Here is a 22,392-nt window from a genome sequence, read left to right as displayed (position 1 = left end):
GTCCGCGCGGCGGGCAACGAGGACGAGTCGCGGTGGGGTCATCCGCAGGTGCGTGAGGACGGGATCGCGCCGCGCTCCGAAGACCCCGCGACGCGCGAGATCGGGCGCGACGACGACGCCGAACTCGCCCGGCGCGTTCTGGATCAGGAATTCGACGGCGAGCCGCATCCGGAGCGGCTCACCGATCGCGTCGCGCGCTACCCGGCCGATTCCGAGCCGGGGAGGCGGCCGCGCCTGGTGGTCGTCGCCGAACCCGGACAGCACATCGACGCCCTGCGCGAACTGGCGGCGAACCACCCGGAACTCGCCGACGTGCTCTGGGACCGGTCGCACTACCTCGACTACCGCGAGGCGGTGCGCGGGGCAGGCGGCCTGCCGACCATGCACCACATCACCGTCACGGCGGCGGAGGGGCCGTACCGTCACCCCAGCAGGACCGAAGCGCTCACGGAGATGCTGGCGCACTATCTGCTCTACCGGGCGGAGGGCCGCACGCATCTCGGATTCGAGGAGTGGCTGAGACAACTCGGACCCGACGCGTTCTACACCGCCGAAGACGCCGAGAAGGCCCGCGGTACCAGCCGCCAGGGTTTCCACGTGCCGGGCAGGCTGACCGAGGGCTTCCACGAGGCGGGGCACCGCACCGCTGCCGACGCCGATCCGCCGTTGACGCCGCCGCATCCGGCCGAGGTAGCGCACCGGTTGTACACCCGCCGGATAGCGCTGCCCAGCGACTCGGGAATACCACGCCCGTCGCATCACGAACTGGAAATCTTCCGAGTCGGGTCGACGGTGCTGAGCATCCACCTGGAACCCGATGGCAACGGCGGCTGGCGGGTGCCCGCTCCGCTGTCGAACCGATCGGAATCCGATGTCCTGTCCACGCATCTGCAGGGTCTGGCCGCGCCCGACCGGAAGAAGCTTGTCGCGCGGATCATCGAGCTGCTCGGCGACGGCTCCACCGACTTGGCGGATCGCGCCGCGCCGCGCAGCAGGTTCGGCCGCTTCATCGATCGGTTGACGCCGGGCAGGGCGAGCACACCGGAAGGCGAACAGCCGCACCGCGTCGAGCGGTCCGGGAATGACGATCCGCACGTCGATCGGGACCGCGTGGCGGACGAGTCCCCGCGCGGTTCCCATCCGCCCGAGGACATCGCGGCGGACGTGCCCGATACGGAGGTGCTCGGCGCCGCGACCGCGGACGAGTGGTCGCAGCTGAGTCCGCACGAGGTCGGCGAGCTGTTGCGGGACCGGCTGCGCGAGGTCACGGGCAACCCAGGGTTCGAGGTGTTCGGCTTCGACCGGCCGGGCCTGAACCCCGAGGTGGTGCGCGAATACGCCAGGGCCATGGTCGAAATGCACCAGCGGTTCCCGCACGTCGACCTGCGTGGCGTCGGCATCGGCGAGTTGAAGCGGGGCGAGCTCGGGTGGGCCGACGGCCAGATCGACGACGTCACCAAAAAGGTCTTCACCAGGGCGATCGTCCTCAGTCACGAGCATGCCACGAGCGCGCGCGACTTCCGTGCGGCGGTGCACAACGCCGTAGGCAACGACCAACTGAAGCCGATGATGTTGCGGCGGCCCGTCTTCGCCGTCGCGGTGCACGAATACGGTCACGTGCTCGACCACGCCGGTGGTCTCGCCGCGCGGATGCGGGCGGAGCGCCATCTGCTCGAGCTGGCCGCCGCGGACCCCGACGGCGATTTCGGCGAGTGGCTGCGGGAACTCAGCGGGTACAGCCTCGACGAGGACGGCCTGCTCGACGATCACGAGGCGGTGGCCGAAGCTTTCGCCGAAGTCGTGCTGCGCGACCACTTCGGCGATCTCGGCCCGGCGAGCAAACCCATACGCGCGCTGCACGATCTGTTGCTGCACCACGCGGAGCAGGGCGGAATCGGCCGTGCCGTCGACGCGCCGACGAACGACCGCCTGGTTCTCGACACCCACGACGACCAGGTCCGCGCCCTGCTCCGGCAGACCGACTACGGCAAACAGATTCTGGCGAGCTTGGACAGCGGCCCGATCCGCACCGGCTACGAAGACACCGCGCCGGACGGGCGGACCGGCGAGTTCCGGCGTCGCGAACTGTCGGCGCTGGCGTTCACCGCGGGCAATTCGCACGTGCGCCAGGCGCTGGCTCTGGCGCACGAATCGCTGCACGCGCAACGTCATCTCCAGCGCACCACGGCGAACACACCCGAGCGCATCCGCGCGATGTCGCGCGATGAATTCGTCGACGCGATGGTCGACGAGGAAGCCGCCGCCAGCGGCAGGCACTTCCGGCTCGCGGCCGAACTGCGCGCGCTCGGCTACGAGATCGCCGAACATCCGCTCGAAGAGCACTACCGGGAAGCGTTCGACCGGGAGCTGTCCCGGCGGCGCTGGGACAACGCGGGAACCCGCACCGAGGCCCACGATCTCGGCGTCGCGGCGCTGCGCGAGCCGCTGCGCCGGACGGAATGGAACAACGGGCGCAACTACGCCGACTACTACGGAAACATCTGGGACGAGGCCAATGTCGGCCGCGACGGCGCGGCGGAGGCGGGCAGGCACCATCCGTTCTCGCCGACCACCGCGGACGAACTATGGCACGGCGCGCTGACCCGCCAGGACGCCAGGCTGCGGGCGCGGGAGGCCGCCGCGGAATTCGCCCGCCGGGCGGAGGCGCTCTTCGGCACCCGCGACGTCGCCCGATCGACGATCGATCGGGCGCTGCGGGAGGCGCAGGACGCGGCCACCCGGTCGGATCACGATGCCGAATCGCTGCGCAGGCAGCACGATCTGCGTGTGCTGAGCGACGCGGCGGATCTGCGGGACCAGGCCGGGACCCGGCTCGAGGGGCAACAGCACAGTCTCGCCGCATCGGCCGCGCGGGGCGTGCTCGGCGCGGCCATCCACGGTGAGCCGGGCGCCCGGGTGCTCACCGATCACGTCGCTCATGTGCCGGGTGAGCCGGACCGGCTGGTGATCGCCGCGGAAGCCGGTGACCACGAGCGGGTCATGCGGGAAGCCGAGCGCGACCCGTTCGCGGCCGCGCTGCTCGGCCGCGACGATGTCGACCGCCGGTTCCTCGAAGTGGAGATCGACGACTTCGGCCGCGTGCGCGTCCGATCCGTCGACGAGCCAGGGCCGATCGCGCCGAGCGACCCGGTCGGTGCGGTCACGCCGCGCGATCTCGCCGGGACCGCGGCAGCGGAGCGGACCGCCCGTCTCCGTGCGGAACTGGCCCGGACCGAGATCGGCAGGCAGATCGATCGGGCGCTGACCGAGCACAAGGTGCGGGTCGAGTACGAATCGGACGCGCCGGATCGCTACTACCCCGCGCAACGGCGATTGGTCCTCGATCCCGGCCTGACCGACACCCAGCAGATACTCGCCCTGGTGCGCGGCGGCACGCTCGCCGATCTGGCCCACGCGCCGGACATGCCCGACGCCGCCCGGCTCCGGACGCAGTCGTCGCGCCGCGCGTACGTCGGCGCGATGCTCGACCTGGAGACGGCCGCGCGCATCATGCAATTCGCGGCGATCGGTGAACTGCGCGCGGCGCGGCACGAGATCCCCGAGACCGAACTCGAGCGGGTGTACACCGAGGCGTACGACGCCGCGCACGCGGCCGCGCGGGCGGCGGAGCCGAACGCCTGGCCCGAGGATCTGCAGGACAAGGCGCGCGAGGCCGCGTTCGAGGCGCTGCGCCCGCTGATGGACGCCGAGACCGTCGGCCCGGATCGGACCCACGCCGATTTCTACGGCGACGCCTGGGACGCCGCGCACGGCACCCGCTCGTTCGACCAGGTCGTGGCGGATGCGCTGGCTTCCGGCGAGATCGGCGCGACGCTACTGCGCGAGGGCGATTCGGCGCACAGCGCCCGGAGCGTCGAGTTGGTCCGGTTCGCCAACGGCACCGAACTGATCCGCAAGATCGTCGTCAATCCGCGGCACGCCGTCGCCGAGGTACTCACCGGGGCGCTCGGCCGGGCCGTCGACGCCCCCGTGCCCGAGTCGGTACTGCACGAGCCCAACGTCGTCTATCAGCAGGTGATGCCAGGTGAACCGGCCGGGGACCGGCACCGCGATTTCGCCGATCCGCACGAACTCGGCTACGCCGATTCGATTCCCGGCCGCGCCCTCGGCCTGCTCGACACCGTGGTCCGGCCCCCGGACCGGGATCGTTTCGGCTGGCTCGCCGGGCCGGACCGGCAGCTCGCAGGCATCGACCACAGCCGCGCCTTCGAGAACAGCGCCGAGGCCCGCGACGCGGTGAGCCCGTTCGCCGAAGGATTCCTCGCCCGCGACGCCGACGGAAGCGTCCGCTACCGCGACAACGAGCTGACCCGCGAGGCCGTCGACATCCTCATCGAACGGGTCGCCGCGCTGCGGCCGCAGTTCGAGCGCTACGGCCGCACCGACTGGCACGACCTGGCCATGGAGCGGCTGGCGCGGGTACGCGAGCACGCGCGCGACATCGCCCCTGTGCCGCCGCCCGACGCCATCACGCCGGTCGGCGACGACCACACCGTGGTCCGCGAATACGACCGACGCAACACCTGGCTCTACCCCAACGGCAAAGGCGGCATCCACGTCACCGTCGACACCGAGGGGGTGCTGCGCGTCCATATACAGCCCGCCACCAGAGCGGCCGACGGCGCGGGCCTTTTCCGCAGCGCGATGTCCGAATTCGGGCACCTGGTGACCGAGATCCGGGGCGAATGGCACCGGGACGGTGGTCCGGGCCACGACCCGGACCTCTACCGGACGCCCGAGGAAACGATGCGCGACTCCCTCCTCGGCGAGCTGGCGGCCGAGCACGGCTTCACCGAAATACGTGTCGAAGCAGGCGATCCCGCGCCGACAGTGCGTTTCAGCGAGCCGGAGTTCGCCGACGCGGACACGCACTCGACGCCGGACGCCACCGGATCGCGCGAGCGGGTCGACGACAACCAGCGGGAACCGGCGGCGGACGACGCGGCCGACCAGCCGGAGCGCGCCGACAGCGAAGTCCGCGCCGACGACCTGTGGCAGCTGAGCCGGGTCGACGCCGAATCGGCCCAAGTGTGGCAGGTGCTCGAACAGTCCGCCGTCGGTCGCGAGGCGGCGGAACTGCTCCGCGCGGAGGGCGCCCGAGTGCGGTTCGCCGACCTCGGCGACGAGATCGGCGCGGCCGACGTCTTCGACCGCCGCACCATGGACATCCGGATCGACACCCATGACCGCGGACAGGTGGAGCTGGCCGGCGAACTCGTGCGTGTGGCCGCGCTGACCGAGGCGATCCGGGCAGGGCAGGTGGAGGTCACGCCGTCCCGGATCCGGGGCATGTCACGGGAGGACTACGTCACGGCGCAATTGCGCGCCGATGCCGTCGCGACCGGCAGGCAGGCGGAATTCCTGCGCGAACTGGAGAACGCCGGGTATCCTGGCCGGCCCACCGCGCTGGCGTCGGTCGAGGTCGAGTACCAGCGCGCGGTACGCAGGCAGTACCTCGAGGCCTACGACGCGGCCGTGGCCCGGGCGCAAGAGGCCGACCCGGCGATGGATGCCGGCCGGTTGCGCGAACGGGGACGAGAGGCGGGCGTCGAGGCGCTGCTCGCCGGTGACCTGTTCGACCCGCTGTGGTCCGCCGAGGAGAGCGCGAGTGCCCGCAGCACGCACGGCCGGGACTGGGACGCCGCCCAGCACCATGAGCGCTCGGCCGCCGAATACCGGCCCGCGACAGCGGAGGCCGCGCGCGAGACGCAGGACCTCGTGCGCAGGCACGCGGCTCACACCAGGGAGATCGGCCGCATCGACGCGGTGTGGGATGAACTGGTACACAAGCTCGACGGATTCGATCCCGAGCACAACGCCCTCGATCGCCGCGCGCTGGCACAGGATCGAGCGGACGTGCTCGCCCACCTGCGTGAACTCGCCCGCACCCGGCGCGAACTCGGCGACGACCAGCTGGTCACGTTCGACGCTCAGGTGCGGATTCTCAGCGAACTCGCCGCCGATCGCGGGCGCGCGGTCGCGGCGCGGGACGGCGTCGCTCTCGAACTCGCGGCGCGAGTCGGGCACGACCTGATGGACCGGCAGGTTCGCGAGGCCGGTGGCAGCTGGCTCACCGACCGGGTGGCGTGGCTGCCCGGACGGCCGCCGAAGGTGTTCGTCGCGGAGACCGGTGACCGGTTCACCAGGGTGACCGGCGACGAGGCGCCCGACACGTCACTGCGGCACACCCTGGTGGTGGAGGATGTCGTCGCCGACCGGGTGTGGGTGGACGTCGACGACTCCGGCGCGGTGCGGTTGCGGCACGAGCAGACCGATCCTTCCGCGGTCCGGTCCGAGGACGACGGCCACTGGATGCGCGAGCGGACGCCGAATCCGCCCGACGATGTCGCTCGACCGGAGCGGCCCGCGGCCGAGGAACCGGTACCGGCCGACCACCTGGCCAACCGGCTCGACCGCGTGATGCGCGAGCTGGACGGCGACAACCTGCGCGTCTACCAGAACATGCGCGGCGAGCGGGTGCGCGGCGACGGCAATTCCGTCGGCCGGTGGGCCATGAGCACCGTCGACCGGCTCGGCGTCGATATCCGGTTTACGTTCGAGGACCCACCGGCCGCGCGTGACGGCAGGCAGCAGCTGCGGTCCGACAGCGGCTACGTGCCGTCGGCCGACAGCATTGTGCTCCACCCGAATTCGTCGGCGCTCGAGCTCGCCGAAGCGTGGGTGCACGCCGCCGCCATGGCCGAGCAGACGCGGGCGGGCGACGGTCCGCTGGAACGGCTCACGCTGTCGCGTGACGAGTACGTCGGCACGATGCTCGATCGCCAGGCCGAGGCGCACGCCAGGGCTTTCGAGTTCGCCCGGGTCCGCGAGGAACGCGCGAAGTACCAGAGCGAGCGGGAGCGAACCCCGGACGAGCCGCGCACCGTCGAACACGACGACCGACTGCGCGAGACGTTCGACGAGGCACGCAAGAAGGCACGCAAGATCGCCGCACGCGCGTATCGCGACAACTCGTCGGTCCGGCCATCGATGCTCGACGCGGCGGCCTACCGGGCGGCGGTGCGCGAGGTGCGCGCCGCGCTGGTCGAACGCGGGCCGCTGATCGACGGCGTCGACTACGCCACCCACTACGCCGCGGAATGGGACCGGGCCAACGGATTCACCGCCGCCGACCTCGACCACGCGCCCAGCCCGCACAAGGCGGACTCGCCCGAGTTGCGGCGGATGCGCACCGGTGACTTCGCTGTCGAGATCGAAACCCTGCGCGTGCTACGGGAATCGGGGCGCTTCGTGCCCGTCGGCCCCGCCGAGACCGCCTACACCCAGGCCTACGATCGGGCCTACCGGAAGGCGTCGCACGCCGACGACGGCGTGCCGCCCGAGCGTCGCGCGCTGGACGCCGGGCTGACGGCGCTGCGCAAGTACGTCGACAAGGTGGGGCTGCCCGAGGCCGAGATCACGATGGAAGTCGCCCGTTCCGCCGCGGACAACCACGGCCGCTACCAGCCGTGGCCGATGGCCGATGATGCGGCGGAGCCGGCGCGGCACGCTCCCGTCGAGGCCGACGACTCGGCGGTGGCGCGGCGCACGGTCAACGCCCTGCTCGACCGGGATCCCGCCGGTGTCCGCCTGACCGAACGCATCGCGCTGTTCACCGGTGAGCGGGGTGTGCACCGCTTGGTCATCGTGGCGCAGCCCGGCGGGCATATCGACGCGTTGCGTGAACTGGCGGTGCGGAATTCGGCATATGCCGAGGTGTTGTGGAGCGGAACGCATCGCCTCGACTACCTTGCCGTCTCGCCGGACGACGGTGGCACCCGCTGGCTGCCCGCGGGGGTGGCGGAGGGGCCGTATCGCGCGCCCGACCGCTACGAGACGATGCAACAGTTCTTGGCGCAGTATCTGCGCTATCGCGAGGCAGGCCGCACCGGTCTCGGCTTCGAGGCGTGGCTGCGTCAGCTCGGTCCGGAAATGTTCCACACCAGGCAGGATCAGCGGGAAGCGGACGCACACGAAGCCTACGAGGGCCGCCAGAACAAGGGCTCGCTGCGCCACGACGTGCTGACGAACTTCCGTACGGAACCGGAGGTCGGCGAACCGCATCCGGCGGTGGTGGCCCACCGGCTGGCCACCAGGCAGGTGCCGCTGCCCGAGCCGGGGAGCGGACCGGGCGTGTCGTGGCCGCGGACCACGGTCGGCAGCATCGAGATCGCCGATTACTCGTTCGGCATCGTGCTGGAGGCCGATGGCAACGGCGGGTGGCGCGTGCCGGCCCCGACCGGCGACGGTGGTTTGGACGACGCCTTCGGCAGGCTCTTCCACGGCATGTCCGACGGCAGTGTCAAGAAGCTGGTCAAGCGGATCTCCCGGTTGCTCGGCGACGGCGGGTCCGATCTGGTCCGGCGCGAACCAAGGGGAGCGCTGCGGCGCATGGCCGACCGGCTGTCCTTCGGATCGCGCGACGACGCCCCGCGCTCGATCGACGCGGGCGAGATCGAGCACAACCCGCCGCAATTCGACCGGCTGCGCACCCCCGACCCGGATCAGGCCCGCCGCGCCGAGGCCGACCGGCGGCAGGCGGTGCTGGACCGGCTTGCCGCGCAGAACCACGACGCGGTGCGCGAACGCGACGCCGCACGCGCGGCGAAGGATCCGGAACGGCTCGCAAGTGCCGAGGAGCGCGTGGAGCGCCTGGACCGGGCGATGGCGACCGCCCTGGAACGCGACGCGTTGCTGCGCGCGGATGCCCGGCCGGTCACCGATCGCGTGGGCATCCTCGCGGGCGAGCCTCCGATGGTGCTGGTGGTGAATCTCGGCGGGACGGATCCGGCTCACGCGCTGGCCGATGCGGCCGCAGGGCATCCGGAGGTGGCGGACGCTTTGGCTCGAGGCGCACGGCCGCGCGAGCTGCGGGTCGACCCCGACGGCACCATCCGGGTCGTGCCGATCGCCCCGCGCGCGGATGCGGCCGCAGGCGGAGAGTCGCGGCACACCGCGGCCGGGCGGCGATCCGATGACCCAGCCGAGCCGGGTGAATCCGGAACCGCGAAACCCGGCTCCGGCGAAAATGGATCCGATTCCGCGAAGCTCGGCGACGGCGATGCCGAGACCGTGCGGCTCGGCTCCGGCGAGGGTGAAGTCGATGTGAAGTCCAGCCCGGGCGGGGGTGAAGTCGATTCCGTGAAGCCCGGCTCCGGCGAGGGTGAAGCTGATTCCGTGAAGCCCGGCTCCGGCGGGGGTGAAGTCGATTCCGTGAAGTCCGGCTCCGGCGACGGCGATGCCAATCCCGCGAAGCCCGCTTCGGGTGACGGTGGTGCCGAGAAGCCGCCGACCGCACCGCGCTCCGCGGACGACCCCGGCGACGAGCCCGGCCCGCCCTCCGACTGGTACTTCCGGATGCGGATCGAGCAGGCCGACTGGGAGGCGGACATGGCCGCCGACCACGCCGCCTGGTTGCGCGAGCAGGCCGACGCGAACCCGGACGACCGCTGGGCACGGTTACGCGCCGAACAGGCGGAATGGAACGCCCGCATGGCCGCCGACCGCGCGGCCTGGTTGCGACTGGAGCAGGCGGAGAACGAGAGCTGGTCCGCCACGCTCGAAGCGGACCGGATGCGGCGCATCGCCGACGCCGATCCGGACGACCCATGGGCGGAACTCCGCGCGCAACAAGCGGAATGGAACGCCCGGATGGCGGAGGACCGGGCGCAGTGGTTGCGCAGGCTCTACGCGCCGATCGGGAGCGAACCACGTGCCGATTCGGCCACACCGGACTCGGCGGCTTCGGCACGGACCGACTCCGCGTCGTCGTCCGCCGCCACTCCGGAGACGGACACACCCCCGCTCGGCGCGGACGAGTCGCGGACCGGTGGCGCCGATGACGACCCGCGCGCTCGGATGTCACCCGAGACGCGGACGGAATACGACCGGCTCGCAACCGAACTTGAGCAGGCGCAGGCCCGGCGCGACGAACTGCGCTCGCGGCGCGACGAACTGGCGGGACGGCTGCCGATCGATGACGCCGACGACTGGGCGGCCCTGCGACCCGGACCGGACGGCCTGGACCGGACGCTGGAGGAGCTGCGCGGACGGACCATGCCGGTCAGCGAGATGCCGGAACGTCTCGCCCGGATCGACGAACTGGAACAGAACGCGCGGGACTTCGCCGACGCCGACGCGGAAACCGCCCGCCTGGAAACGCAACTCGCGGATCTCGAACTGTCCACCACTCCGGTGGGCGAATACGACCGGCTCGTCCAGCAGCGCCAGGCCCTGACCCGTGAACGCGAGTTCTGGCGGGCCAAACGTGAGGACCGCGCCGCCCGCTGCGAATCCTGGGGTGACAGCGTCGTTCTGGACGAGTCGGCGTTGCGCGGGGATCAGCTGGAGACCACCGTGCTGCGGCTGTACGAGGCCGCGAACGTCAGGACGGTCGACGACGTCGGCGGCCCCGACGACGCGCCGCACACCGACCGGGTCGCGCCGGAGCCGCTGGAACTCGAGCATCGCAGGCGGACGATCGAGAAACTCGCCGCGGCCGCCGAGCAGGTCAACCAGCTCGACGAGCGGATCCAGCAGGTGGACCGTCGAATCGATGAGTTGCGCAGGGCAGGCGTCGGAGCGCAGCGGTCCCGGCCGCAGGACGTGATCGACGCGCTGGAAGGGCTGGCCCAACAGCGGGCCGACGCGCTGCGCGAGGTCAAGCCGCTGCGGCACGAGCGCGACGACCTGGCGGCGCGCCTGGGCCTGCTGGATCCCGAAGGCCGAGTCGATCAGGCGGCCTGCGAGCCGGAGCGGCTGGACCGGACCGTGGCCGACCTGCGCGCGGCGGTCCGGGACGGGCTCGCCGACGGCACGCTCTCCGAGGCGGAGGCCGACGCTCGCCGCCGGGACATCGACGCGCTCGATGCCGTCGCACGCGAGGTGAACGACGCGCACAACGCGATCGGCCGCATCCAGGACGACATGGCCAGGGTTGCGGGCGCGTATCGGGATTTCATCGAACGCATCGGCGGCCGGATGGTGACCGACCGGGTCGGCATCATCGACGGCGAGCGCCCGCGCATCATCGTGTTCGGTGCCCGGCCCGACCCGTCCGCCCCGCGCGCCGATCACGACGCCGCTCTGGCCGACGCCCTGCGCCGCAGTTCCGATGTGGCACAGGCGATCGTGCGCCCGGAGACCACGGTCGACTACCGTCACGTGCTCGCCGACCGCGAAGACAACGTGCGGACGCAGGACATGGACCCGCCCGAGATCGAACGGTTGAGTACCGGGTGGATCGGCGGTCGCCGCCTGGACATCACCTCGTGGCGCGACGCCGACGGCGTCTGGCACCGCGTCGATCCGACCCGTCCGGACTGGGAATTCGGGCGCGATCGCAGCGAACCGCCGAAGAAGTACTCGCGGAAGGAACTGCCGGACGGTGTCAGCGGGTGGGCGATGGAGGACGTCGTCAACGACATCACCCTGCCGACCGACGACGTCCCGCCGGGCATGATCCCGGACAGCACCCTTCCGCTGCACATGCCGCAGGCGCCTTCGCGGTACGACACCTCGGGCGTCGACGAGCACGACGTGTACACCCAGCACTGGGGCGGCGATTCGTACAACGTGGTGCGCCTGCTGCTGATGGCGGCGCAGGTGCCCAAGCATCCGGCGGTGAAGGCGTGGATCCAGCGTCATCCGGAGATCGGCGAGTGGGTGCAGGCGCGGCCGTGGCTGCGACATGTGCCGCCGTTCGGCACGGTGTTCCGCAACTACGAATGGTTCGCCCCGCCGCAGCGCAACATCCAGCCGATGCACCGGCCGTGGAATGCGGCCGACCATGTGCCGCCGGGCGACCGGGTCGACATCCCGGAGGGCCTGCGGCGCGAGTGGGACCGTGACGTCGCTGCCTGGCAGCGGGTCCAGGACTGGGCGGACGGGGAATACGAGCGCTTCCTCGCCGACGACACCGACATCGACCGGATCGCCGACGGCCTGGACCGGCATCGGCGCGCCGAGCAGGAAACCCGGGCGCGCGAGGTGGTGGACGCCGTCGCACGGCTGGTCCGGCGGCAGCCGGGTATCGATCCGCTCGGCGACGTCGACGCGCAACTCGGGCGCATCCACGACGAGATCGACCGGATGGCGGCCGACCTCGCGGACCGGTTCGCCGCCGAAGACCCCGACGCGATTCGCGACACTGTGGAGGACATCCGCGAACTGGTGGCGGGCGGTGGCGATCCCGACGACATCGCCACCGCGCTCGCCGAGCACATGCGCGACGACGTTCCCGTGTTCACCCGCGAGGAACTGGCGCGCATCAAGGACCACCTGATGGTCGACGAGCATCGGGTACGCGAACACAGCGATCCGGCCGGCCGGTACACCGACGAGAAGATGGACCGCCTCGCCGATGTAGCGGAGGCGTGGCAGCGACTGATCGACGGCGTCCCGCTGTCACAAGACTTCGTGCTGCTCGACGACATGCTGGCCGAAGCGCGATTCCTGGATGAAGATCCGCTTTCGACCTGGCAGCAGGCCAACGCGCACGCGATCACGCTCGGCTATCACTGGGACGCCGACCGCCCGCCGTTGACCGATTGGCGCGCGGGCATCCCGTACGCTCCCGCTCCGCTTGCACCGGACCCGGGCTACCTGCCGCCCGCATCGGGTGCGACGCCGTCGCGGCCGCACGGCCCGACCGATGGCCCCGGCGAAGGACCCCGCGGCGGCGATCGCCGCCCGCCCGCCGGAGAGGAGCCGTCGCGTCCACGCGAAGAGGACGAATCCTCGGCGCCGAACGCCGACGGCGGTGCGCAGAAGCCCCCGGAGGATCCACCCGCACCCGCGAGTCCGGACGAGCCCGACGAGCCCGACGACTCGGGTGACGGTGAGCAGGGTGCGCCGCGGACCGATCGTCCCGAGGACGAACCGGATGCGGCGTCGCCACGCACCGCTCGTCCGGACGAGTCCGATGATTCGGGTGACGGTGGGCAGGGTGTGCCGCGGACCGACCGTCCTGAGCGCGAACCGGATGCGGCGGAGGCGTCGCGCACCACGCGTCTGGGCGCGTCCGATGATTCGGGTGACGGTGAGCTAGCCGTGCCGTCGACCGACCGTCCCGGGAGCGAGCCGGATGCGGCGTCGCCGCGCACCGTGCGTCCGGATGAGTCCGGTGAAAGTGCGTCGGACGACCCGCGGAACGCCGCGCCGCACTCCCCATCCGTCACCGCGCGCGACGATGCGCACCGAGCGCTCGCCGACCTCGACGAGCTGCACCGCCGAATCGACCAGCAGCTCGACGACCTGTTGCGCCGCGCGAGTACGGATCTGGACCGGATCGAGCAGCGCGCTCTCGACCGCCTGGCCGACATCGAAGTCGAGATCGCCGCACGGTTCGACGAGCTGTCCGCTCGGCCCGACCAGGGCGTCCCGGCCGCAGCCGAGGTCCCGCCGCTCGCGGCGCCCACGGCCCGCCCGGGCGCGGAGAACTCGGCCGAGGCGGCGCTGGAGCGCATCCGCGCGGAGTTCGACGACGCGGCCCGGCGCACCGACGAACGATTCGACGAGCTGCTTCGCGACACCTTCGCCCAGCTCGACGGGATCGCGACGGACCTCGATCAGCACTTCGACGCCGCCGTCGCCCGGCTCGACCGGCTCGCAGGCGGGCCGGACGACGCGGCACACCCGTCTCCGGAGGCCCAGACGCTGGACGAGTTGCACACGCGCCTGCTGGACGAACTGGACGAGATCCACCGCCGCGCCATGGACCGCCTCGACGCACTCGAACGCGAGCTCGACGGATTCCCCTCGGGCACAGAGCCAACGCCACCGCCCGCGCCGGGGGAACCAGTGGCGGGAACTACGCGCGTGGGCGATCCGGCTCCGGGTGACGGCGACCGGTCTCCCAGGAGACCCGTCGCGGGAAGTGCGCGCGTCGGCGACCCGGCTTCACCCGGAGAAGCTCGGGAAACCAGAGGGCCTGTCGCGGGGAAAACACGAGCCGACGACCTAGGTGCGACTGGCGGCGAAAGGCATACGGGTGTTGACGCCGAGCATCTGTCGGCTGAGCGTGATGCGGCGGCACAGGAGTTGGCGGATGCGCGGGCCGACCTCGCGGACGCTCGCCGTGGGTTGCCGGTGAACGAGGAGGATCTGACGCGGGATGCGTTGGACGATGCGCTCGAAGCCCTGGGTGGCCGCACGATGTGGGTGGATGAGCAGGGCCCGTGGCAGGAGCGGGTTGCACGGCTCGAGGATGCGGCGCGGCGGGTGTTCGACGCGGAGGACGCGTTCGCGCGGGTGGACGACGCTCGCGACGAGGACGGCCAGGTAGCCCGTCCGATATCGGACAACCCCGGCGAAGAATCTGCTTCGCGTGGAGCGGGCACCGTGGCCGGGGAATCGGTACGTGTCGACGCCGAACCGAGCCGCCCGACCGCCCGGCGTGATGCGGCGGAGCGGGAGTTGGCGGACGCGCGGGCCGACCTGGCGGATGCTCGCCGTGAGTTGCCGGTGAACGACGAGGATCTGACGCGGGATGCGTTGGACGATGCGCTCGAAGCCTTGCGTGGCCGCACATCGCGGGTGGACGAGCAGGGGCCGTGGCACGAGCGGATTGCGGAGTTGGAGCGTGCCGCGCGGCGCGTGTTCGACGCCGAGGACGAATTGGCGCGGGCCGAATACGCTCGTGCACAAGCGGCTCGGGCTGCTGACACCGAATCGCCATCGGAAGACATAGGCGCAGAGCCGGTTACACGTGAGGTCGAGGCCGAAGAACCGGTGCGCGCCGACGCCGACCAGGATCGCCCGGTCGCTGGGCTGCCTGACACCGCCGAACCGCGGGCGGAGGCCGCAGGTGCGGATGGTGAGCCGCCATCCGGGCCGCCGCCCACGAATGCCGAGCCACCGGCCGATGGCCGTCCGGATGGTGCTCGTCGCACCGGCAATCCCGTTCACGACGTGCTCGAATTCCTTCGCGAACAGCGCGATTGGACCGATCAGCGCGATGCCGACCCGCTCACCGATGCCGAGGCCGAGCACGTTCGCCTGCTCGCCGAGGCATTGGGTCTCGACGAGAGATTCGCCGCGCTGCGCGATCCGCTGGCCGCTCTGGCCGAACTCGCCGAAATCGCCAGGGCGCGAGGCTTCCTCGACGAAGCCGACGGCCCGCGCATGCGCTACCCGGACGATTTCGAGCCGCTCACCAGCGCGGAACGCTACGGAGACGAGCAGTTCTGGCTGGCCGAGGCGCCCGACGACGGCCTGCGCGACGTACAGGACGACTTGCGCCGCGCGGGCCTGCCGATCGAGCAACCGCGACCACCGCGACTGCCCGCGGCTGCCACGAGCCCGGATGCCCTGCAACCTGCCGACCCAGGCCGCACGGTCGCCGACTCGGAACGCCCGTCCGCGCAACGGGACGCGGCGGCCCGCGAATTGGCCGACGCGCGCGCCGGTCTCGCGGATGCGCGGCGTGGTCTTCCGGTCGATGACGAGGATCTGACACGGGACGCATTGGATGACGCGCTCGACGGCATGCGCGGCCGCACGTTGCGTGTGGATGAGCAGCAACCATGGCAGGACCGGGTTACGCGACTCGAGGATGCGGCTGGGCGCGTGTTCGATGCCGAGGACGGGCTCGCGCGGGCCGAAGACGCAGCACGCGAAGCCGATCCCGCGGCCGAAATTCGTCCAGAGGCCGACACCGAGCGCCTGACCGCGCAGCGGGATGCGGCGGCGCGGGAGCTGGCCGACGCAGGGGCCGATCTCGCCGATGCTCGCCGTAACTTGCCGGTGAACGACGAGGATCTCACCCCGGCTGCGTTGGACGATGCGCTCGAAGCCTTGCGTGGGCGCACATCGCGTGTGGACGATCAGGGACCGTGGCAGGACCGCGTCACGGAGTTGGAGCGCGCCGCCCGGCGCGTCTTCGACGCCGACGCGGAACTCGCTCGGTCGGAACGCGCCCTCGAGCAAGCCGCGACCACCAACGAACGGACACAGCAATCGGATGCACGTGACGCGACTCACGGTGTGGAGTTGCCGCGTGTCGTTGCCGAGCGTCTGTCCGCGCAGCGGGACGCGGCGGTCCGCGAATTGGCCGATGCGCAGGCCGATCTCGTGGCGGCCCGCCGTGGGTTGCCGGTCGACGACGCGGACCTGACGCCGGGTGCGTTGGACGACGCGCTCGACGGACTGCGCGGACGCACGCTGCGGTTGGACGAACAAGGTCCGTGGCAGGACCGTGTCACGGAGTTGGAGCGCGCTGCCCGCCGTGTCTTCGATGCCGAGGCGGAAGTCGCTCGGCTGGACGCTGCCCGCGCACAGGTCACTCGGGCAGCCGAGCCGCACTCGAATGATGCGAACCGAGAGCGTGCCGGGGATGCGCACGAGTCGTCCCGCGCTCCGCGTCCTGAACCGATCGACCGGACTCGCGACCGGCTCGCACGCCGATTCACCCTCGACGAGGACGATCTGTCCCCGGAGCATCTCGGCGCCACCATCGCCGACCTGCGTTACCGAAACCTGTTGCAGGCGGGCATGGTCGAGGCGCTCGCGGCAGCGACCGAGCGGGCGCGCGGCACGCGTCATCCGGACTTGCGCGCGCAGGTGCGCGAGACCCGCGACGCCTGGGCACGGCGGCTCCGCATCGATCCGGCCGATCTCGATCGCGATCCGGCCGGGACGGTGGAGCAGGCCCGTGCCGCGGTGCGCCGCGACGCGCAAGCCATCGCAGACCTCGCCGACGCCGTCCAAGCGGCCCGCGGCCAGACCGGCGCCGAGCCCCAGCCGGGGGAGACCCGCCGGTACACCCTCGAGGTCGATGGTGAGCGCGTGCCGGCGCGGCTGGTCGCCGACGAGAACGGCGGCTGGCGGGTGGAGACACCCGAACGTCTCGACGCACCCGGACCGGCGGACACCGACGTGCCCGCACCGCGGCAACCGGAGCGGCCGAAGTCGCGGCTGCGTCGCCTGTGGGAGGCACTGACGGCGGGATACCTCGGCGAGAGCCCGAAGTACCCGTCCGGCTCCGGCATCGATAGCGCGGGCCAATCGCTGATCGCGCACGAAGCGGGCCTGCCGCTCACCAAGCATTACGACCCGACTCCCGCGCCCGGCGACGAATACGAGGTGATGCAGACCAAGTTCAGTCCGGTCCGCATCCTCAAAGAAGCCGTCACCATGTGGCGCAAGCGGGAACTCGTCCCGTTCCTGAAGCGCCTGACCTCCCGGGTCGCCGACTCGGCGGCCGAGTACGGCACACCGGTCGCCCGCGACGGCGAGGAGTACCGGTACTGGCTGGAGGAGGCCGATCCGGAGCTGGTGCGCCGGGAACTCGGGGTGGAACTCGAGGAGCTGAAGCGACAGGCCGAGGACGCCGCCCGCGCGATCGCCGCGCCGGAGTCCAGGCCGGAGCCGACCGACGGCGAGACGCCCGACGCCACACCGGAACCGGCCCTGCGGTCGGGCGAGGAGCTGCCCGCGAGCACCGGTGAACTCGCCGACTGGCTGCACGAGTTGTCCGAGGCAACGGTCCGGCGGCAGGAACTGGCCGATGCCCTGGTGGCCGCGGCCGCTGCGCTGGGCGTCGACCTCGGTGAACCGACCCCCGAGAACGTCCGTCGGGTCGTCGATCTGCTGCGGTATCAGCAGATCCGCCGGATCGGCGCGCTCACCGGCCTCGCCGAGGCGTCCCGCCGGTACAACGCCGAGCACGAGCGGATCCCGTACAGCGACGAGGTCGGCTTCTTCGACGCCAACCCGATGAACCGTTTCCTCGGTGAGGTAGTGCGCGCCTTCGGCGGCAACCCCACCCTGTTGGACTGGCAGGGCGTCAACAACGGCGGTGAGCCGAGCCGCGAGTGGGGCGACCTCTACGACACCGACCAGCCGGGCCAGGACCAGGGCCTGCGCTCCTTCTTCGAGAATGCGCTGCGCCGCGACCAGATCAAGGACGAGCGTTCCGTGTGGGCGCAGCTGCTCGGCACCGATCTGCACGCGCTCGACGCGCATCAGCTCGCGAACGCGCTCGCCGACGAGATGGACCGGATCCGCGAGCACGCGCGCGGCATGACCGCCTTCCGCACCGACGCCGACGAGTTCCTGCGGGCCGATGCCGCGGCCGACGAACTCACGGGCCTGATCGGCGACATGGCCGGGCGGGACTGGGTACTCGCGCGGGGCGGCGCGATGCTGGAAGACGGTACCGGTCTCGGTCTGGTCCCCGGCGAGCCCGGCGGGCCGATGCGGTTGGTGGTCGTGGACGGCACGCTCGGCCACGACCGCGTCCTCGCCGACGCGCTCGCGGCGCACCCCAGGCTCGCCGAGGCTGTCAACGAGGGCATCGTCGAGGTCCACTACCTGGTCACCGACGTGCGTCCGGACCGGATCGCGATCGCCGACGGCGGGGCGACGCAGGTGCGTCACTTCACCGGCGAGGTCGAGGGACGCAGCCTCGACGTCACCGTGGTGGACGACGGCGACGGCTGGCGTGTCGTGCCGGACGCTGTCGTGAACTCCGACACGCTTCCTGTCGCGGACGAGGCGCCGGAACCGTTGTCGCGACAGGAGATCGGCGACGCCATCAGTGAACTCGCGCAGCGCCTCGACATCACCGAAGCGGAGCTGGCTTCCCCGGAACTGCTCGCCGAGCGGCTCGCAGTGCTGCGCGACGAGAACGCCATTCGCGCGGGACAGATCGAGGCGATCATCGACTACGCGCGCACCGCCTGGGACATCGACACCTATCACGAGGTCGGCGACGCGCGGCATGTGCTGGCCCACCGGCTCGGCCTGGACGCCGCGGACATGACACCGCGGCGCCTGGCCGAGGCGATGGCGGACCCGGATATCCGCAACGCCTTGCGGCAGCAACGGGCCGAGGCGCTGGTCAAATACGCGAAGCTGTTGCGCGGCATGGACCCGGCCGCGATCGATGCGGCCAACGACCGGCTGGTCCGGCGTCTCGACGCCTTGCCGGGAACAGTGCGGATCACCGGCCTCGGGCAGCTGGGCGAGGTGATCGCCAACCAGTCACATCGGCCGAACCTGCACCCCGACCTGGTCGACGCGCTCACCGACTACGCCGACGCGCTCGCCGCGGTCGATGTATTCGACCCGCGCGCCCACGGTGACCGAGCGCTCGATCCCCGCGTGTCCGATGTCGAGTTCCCGGTGCACGACAAAGCCGTTCGCCACCTGCTGGAGGTCATCGGCGACGTCGCCCACCTCACCGAGGCTCCCGGCCGGCTCGGCATGCTGGACGGCGACACCAGCGCCGCGCCCGGCCCCGATCGCGGGGCCGGGCGGGACTTCGCGCGCCTGGTCGGCGTGGACCTGACCGACGCGGGCCCGGAACGGTGGGCCGAGGTCTACGAGGTCTACCGCGACGGCAAGCTCGACCAGAACGAGCGACTGACCCCCGGTCAGCTCGCCGAAGTGCAGGCCGAGCTGCGCGCCGAGGTCGTCGGGCGCGCCGACGACATCGCCGCCCTCTCCGATCTCGTTCAACGCGCCGCCCGCGCCGATGTGGAACGCCTGTCCGCGCAGCGCGCCGCGGTGGTTCGGGAGTTGGCGGACGCGCAGGCCGATCTTTCGGATGCCCGCCGCGGTCTTCCGGTGAATGACGAGGACCTGACGCGCGATGCGTTGGACGATGCGCTCGACAACCTGCGTGGGCGCACGTTGCGGGTCGAGGAGCAGGGCCCGTGGCAGGAGCGGGTCGGAGCGTTGGAGCACGCGGCACGCCGCGTCTTCGACGCCGATGCGGAGGTGGCCCGTTTGGACGATGCCCTCGAGCAGGCCGATCGAGCAGCCGAGGCGCCCTCGCACGACCGAGCGCATCAGCCGGAGGGGCAAGACACCGGTCACGCGGTCGAAAGCCCACGTGCCGATACCGAGCGGGCGCGGCTGTCCGACCAGCGGGACGCGGCGGCGCGGGAATTGGCGGACGCCCGGGCCGATCTCGCGGCGGCTCGCCGTGGATTACCGGTCGACGACGTGGATCTGACGCCGCAAGCCCTGGATGACGCACTGGAAAACCTGCGCTCGCGGACGATGCGAGTGGACGAGCAACAGCAGTGGCAGGACCGGCTGACCGGACTCGAGGAGGCCGCCCGCCACGTCTTCGACGCCGAAGCGGAGGTTGCCCGCCTGGACGACGCTCTCGCCCAGACCCCCCAGCCATCCGACCGGTCGCCGAACGCCCCAGCAGAAGAACCAGCCCCAGGCGCGGCAGCGGAATCGGCCCGTGCCGAGGCGGATGCCGAGCGCGAGCGTCTGTCCGCACAGCGTGCTGCGGCCGCCCGTGAGTTGATTGACGCACAAGCCGTACTCGCGGATGCTCGTCGCGGACTGCCGGTGAATGACGAGGATCTGACGCGGGATGCGTTGGATGACGCGCTGGATGCTCTGCGTGGGCGGACCATGCGGGTGGATGAGCAGGGCCCGTGGCAGGACCGAGTCACGGAGTTGGAGCGTGCGGCCCGCCGCGTATTCGACGCCGAAGACGGGCTCGCGCGGTTGGACGAGACACTCGAGCAGGCCGCTGGAGCCATCGAGCCGCTCTCGCCCGACGGACCGGAAGAATCGGTTTCGCGGGCAGCGGAAGAGTCCGCTCGTGCCGAGGCGGAAGCGGAGCGGGCGCGTCTGTCCGCGCAGCGTGCTGCGGCGGAGCGGGAGTTGGCTGATGCGCAGGCCGATCTCACGGATGCGCGTCGTGGACTACCGGTGAATGACGAGGATCTGACGCGGGATGCGCTGGATGACGCGTTGGATGGCCTGCGTGGGCGGACGATGCGGGTGGATGAGCAGGGCCCGTGGCAGGAGCGGGTTGCGCGGCTCGAGGATGCGGCTCGGCGTGTGATCGATGCCGAGGACGAGCTCGCGCGGGCCGAAGACGCTGTGCGCGAGCATCCTTCGGAGCGCTCCGCGCATCGTTCCTCCCAGGAGGGCGCGTCCGGTTCCCGGACTGCTCGCGGTGGCGGGGAGACGTCACGCCGGGAGCGTGACGGTGGCGAGGATTCGCCGGAGAGCGGAACTCGCGTTCATCGCGACGGTGCTGACGAGTCGTCGGGCGGTGCTCGCTCGAACCGCGACGGTGATTCGGAGCCGCCCGCGGGTCCGTCGGGCCCGGGGCCGGTGCGTTACCGCCGGATGCCGCCGAACTGGGCGCTGCGCTCGCACATTCCGCATCCGCCGAGGGACTACGAGTTCGAAATGCCGGGGCCGTTCCTGAACGAAGTGGAGCGGTGGCCCGTCCCTATGCCGCAACCGGAACCCCCGAAGCCGCCGAACCCACCCCAGCCACCCACGCCGCCGGTTCCGCCGCTCCCGCCGGTTCCGCCGACGCCACCGGTTCCGCCGGTTCCGCCGACTCCGCCGACTCCGCCGGTTCCGCCGACGCCACCGGTTCCGCCGGTTCCGCCGACTCCGCCGACTCCGCCGGTTCCGCCGACGCCACCGGTTCCGCCGGTTCCGCCGACTCCGCCGACGCCGCCGACTCCGGTTCCGCCGACGCCACCGCCGGTTCCTCCCACGCCGCCGGTTCCGCCTATACCCACAGAGCCGCCCATACCCACGGAGCCGCCGGTTCCGCCGACACCCACGGAGCCGCCGGTCCCGCCGACACCCACGGAGCCCCCCACACCTACGGTTCCGCCCACGCAACCTCCGTACCCGTCGACGCCTCCCTTCCCGCCCGGCGGGCCGACACCCGGCCAGCCGATGCCTCCGTATCCGTCGACGCCACCGGGAACACTGCCCCCATACCCGTCGACCCGACCCTCATACCCGACTATGCCGACCCCCGGACCGTCCGCACCGCCATACGCGGGACCGTCCGCAGCGTATCCACCCACGTCACCGACCTGGCCTGGCAACACGAACGACCCCGGCCGGCCCGACGGCACGGTCCCGCCGGGTATGCCCATGCCCCCGATGCCGCCCGGCATGCCGATGACGCCAGCGGTGAACGGTGGCGCACGGACCAACGGCCGCGGGCCGCAGGGGAACGGGCGCCGCGGCCAGGACCCGGAACGCGGTATCTTCGTCCGCCCGTTCGCAGGCTTCGGTGTACCCGCGGAGTTCGACCCGATCACTGGCGCGCTGCGCGCCAACCCGTCCGAGGCGTCCACGCACGACGGCGTCTACGGTGAGCTCGGTGGAGTCTCGGTGGTGTTCTATCGACACGACGGAAGACTCGTCCTTCGTGTCGGTGACCGCACGGTCGAGCTCGACGGGCCCGTCGGCGTCGAATGGGGCACGGTGGGATGGCGCACCACCCGGTTCGCGGTGGCCATCGGCGGTGCCGTCTTCTGCGAGCTGACCTATCGCTCGGTGCCGGAGGAGATGGACATCGGCGCGCTGGTCCGAGCCGTGGTCGACGACCCGGTGCGCCGCGCCGAGATCTTCGCCGGATGA

General features: G+C 71.6%; 1 protein-coding gene (running past one end of the window). It reads left to right on the top strand.

Features of this window, described 5'->3' with window-relative positions; translation table 11 throughout:
* Positions 1 to 22,392, top strand: partial view of a WXG100-like domain-containing protein gene (locus tag ACL03I_RS26945; protein ID WP_412807241.1) — the 3' portion only. It extends 10,536 nt beyond the left edge of the window; only the last 22,392 of its 32,928 coding nucleotides appear in the window; the start codon falls outside the window, past its left edge; it ends in the stop codon at positions 22,390 to 22,392.

It is taken from the genome of Nocardia sichangensis, from assembly GCF_047200615.1.
Classification (GTDB): Bacteria; Actinomycetota; Actinomycetes; order Mycobacteriales; family Mycobacteriaceae; genus Nocardia; species Nocardia sichangensis.
The sequence above is the reverse complement of the archived record's forward strand: the minus strand, read 5'-3'. Positions and strand labels throughout refer to the sequence as shown.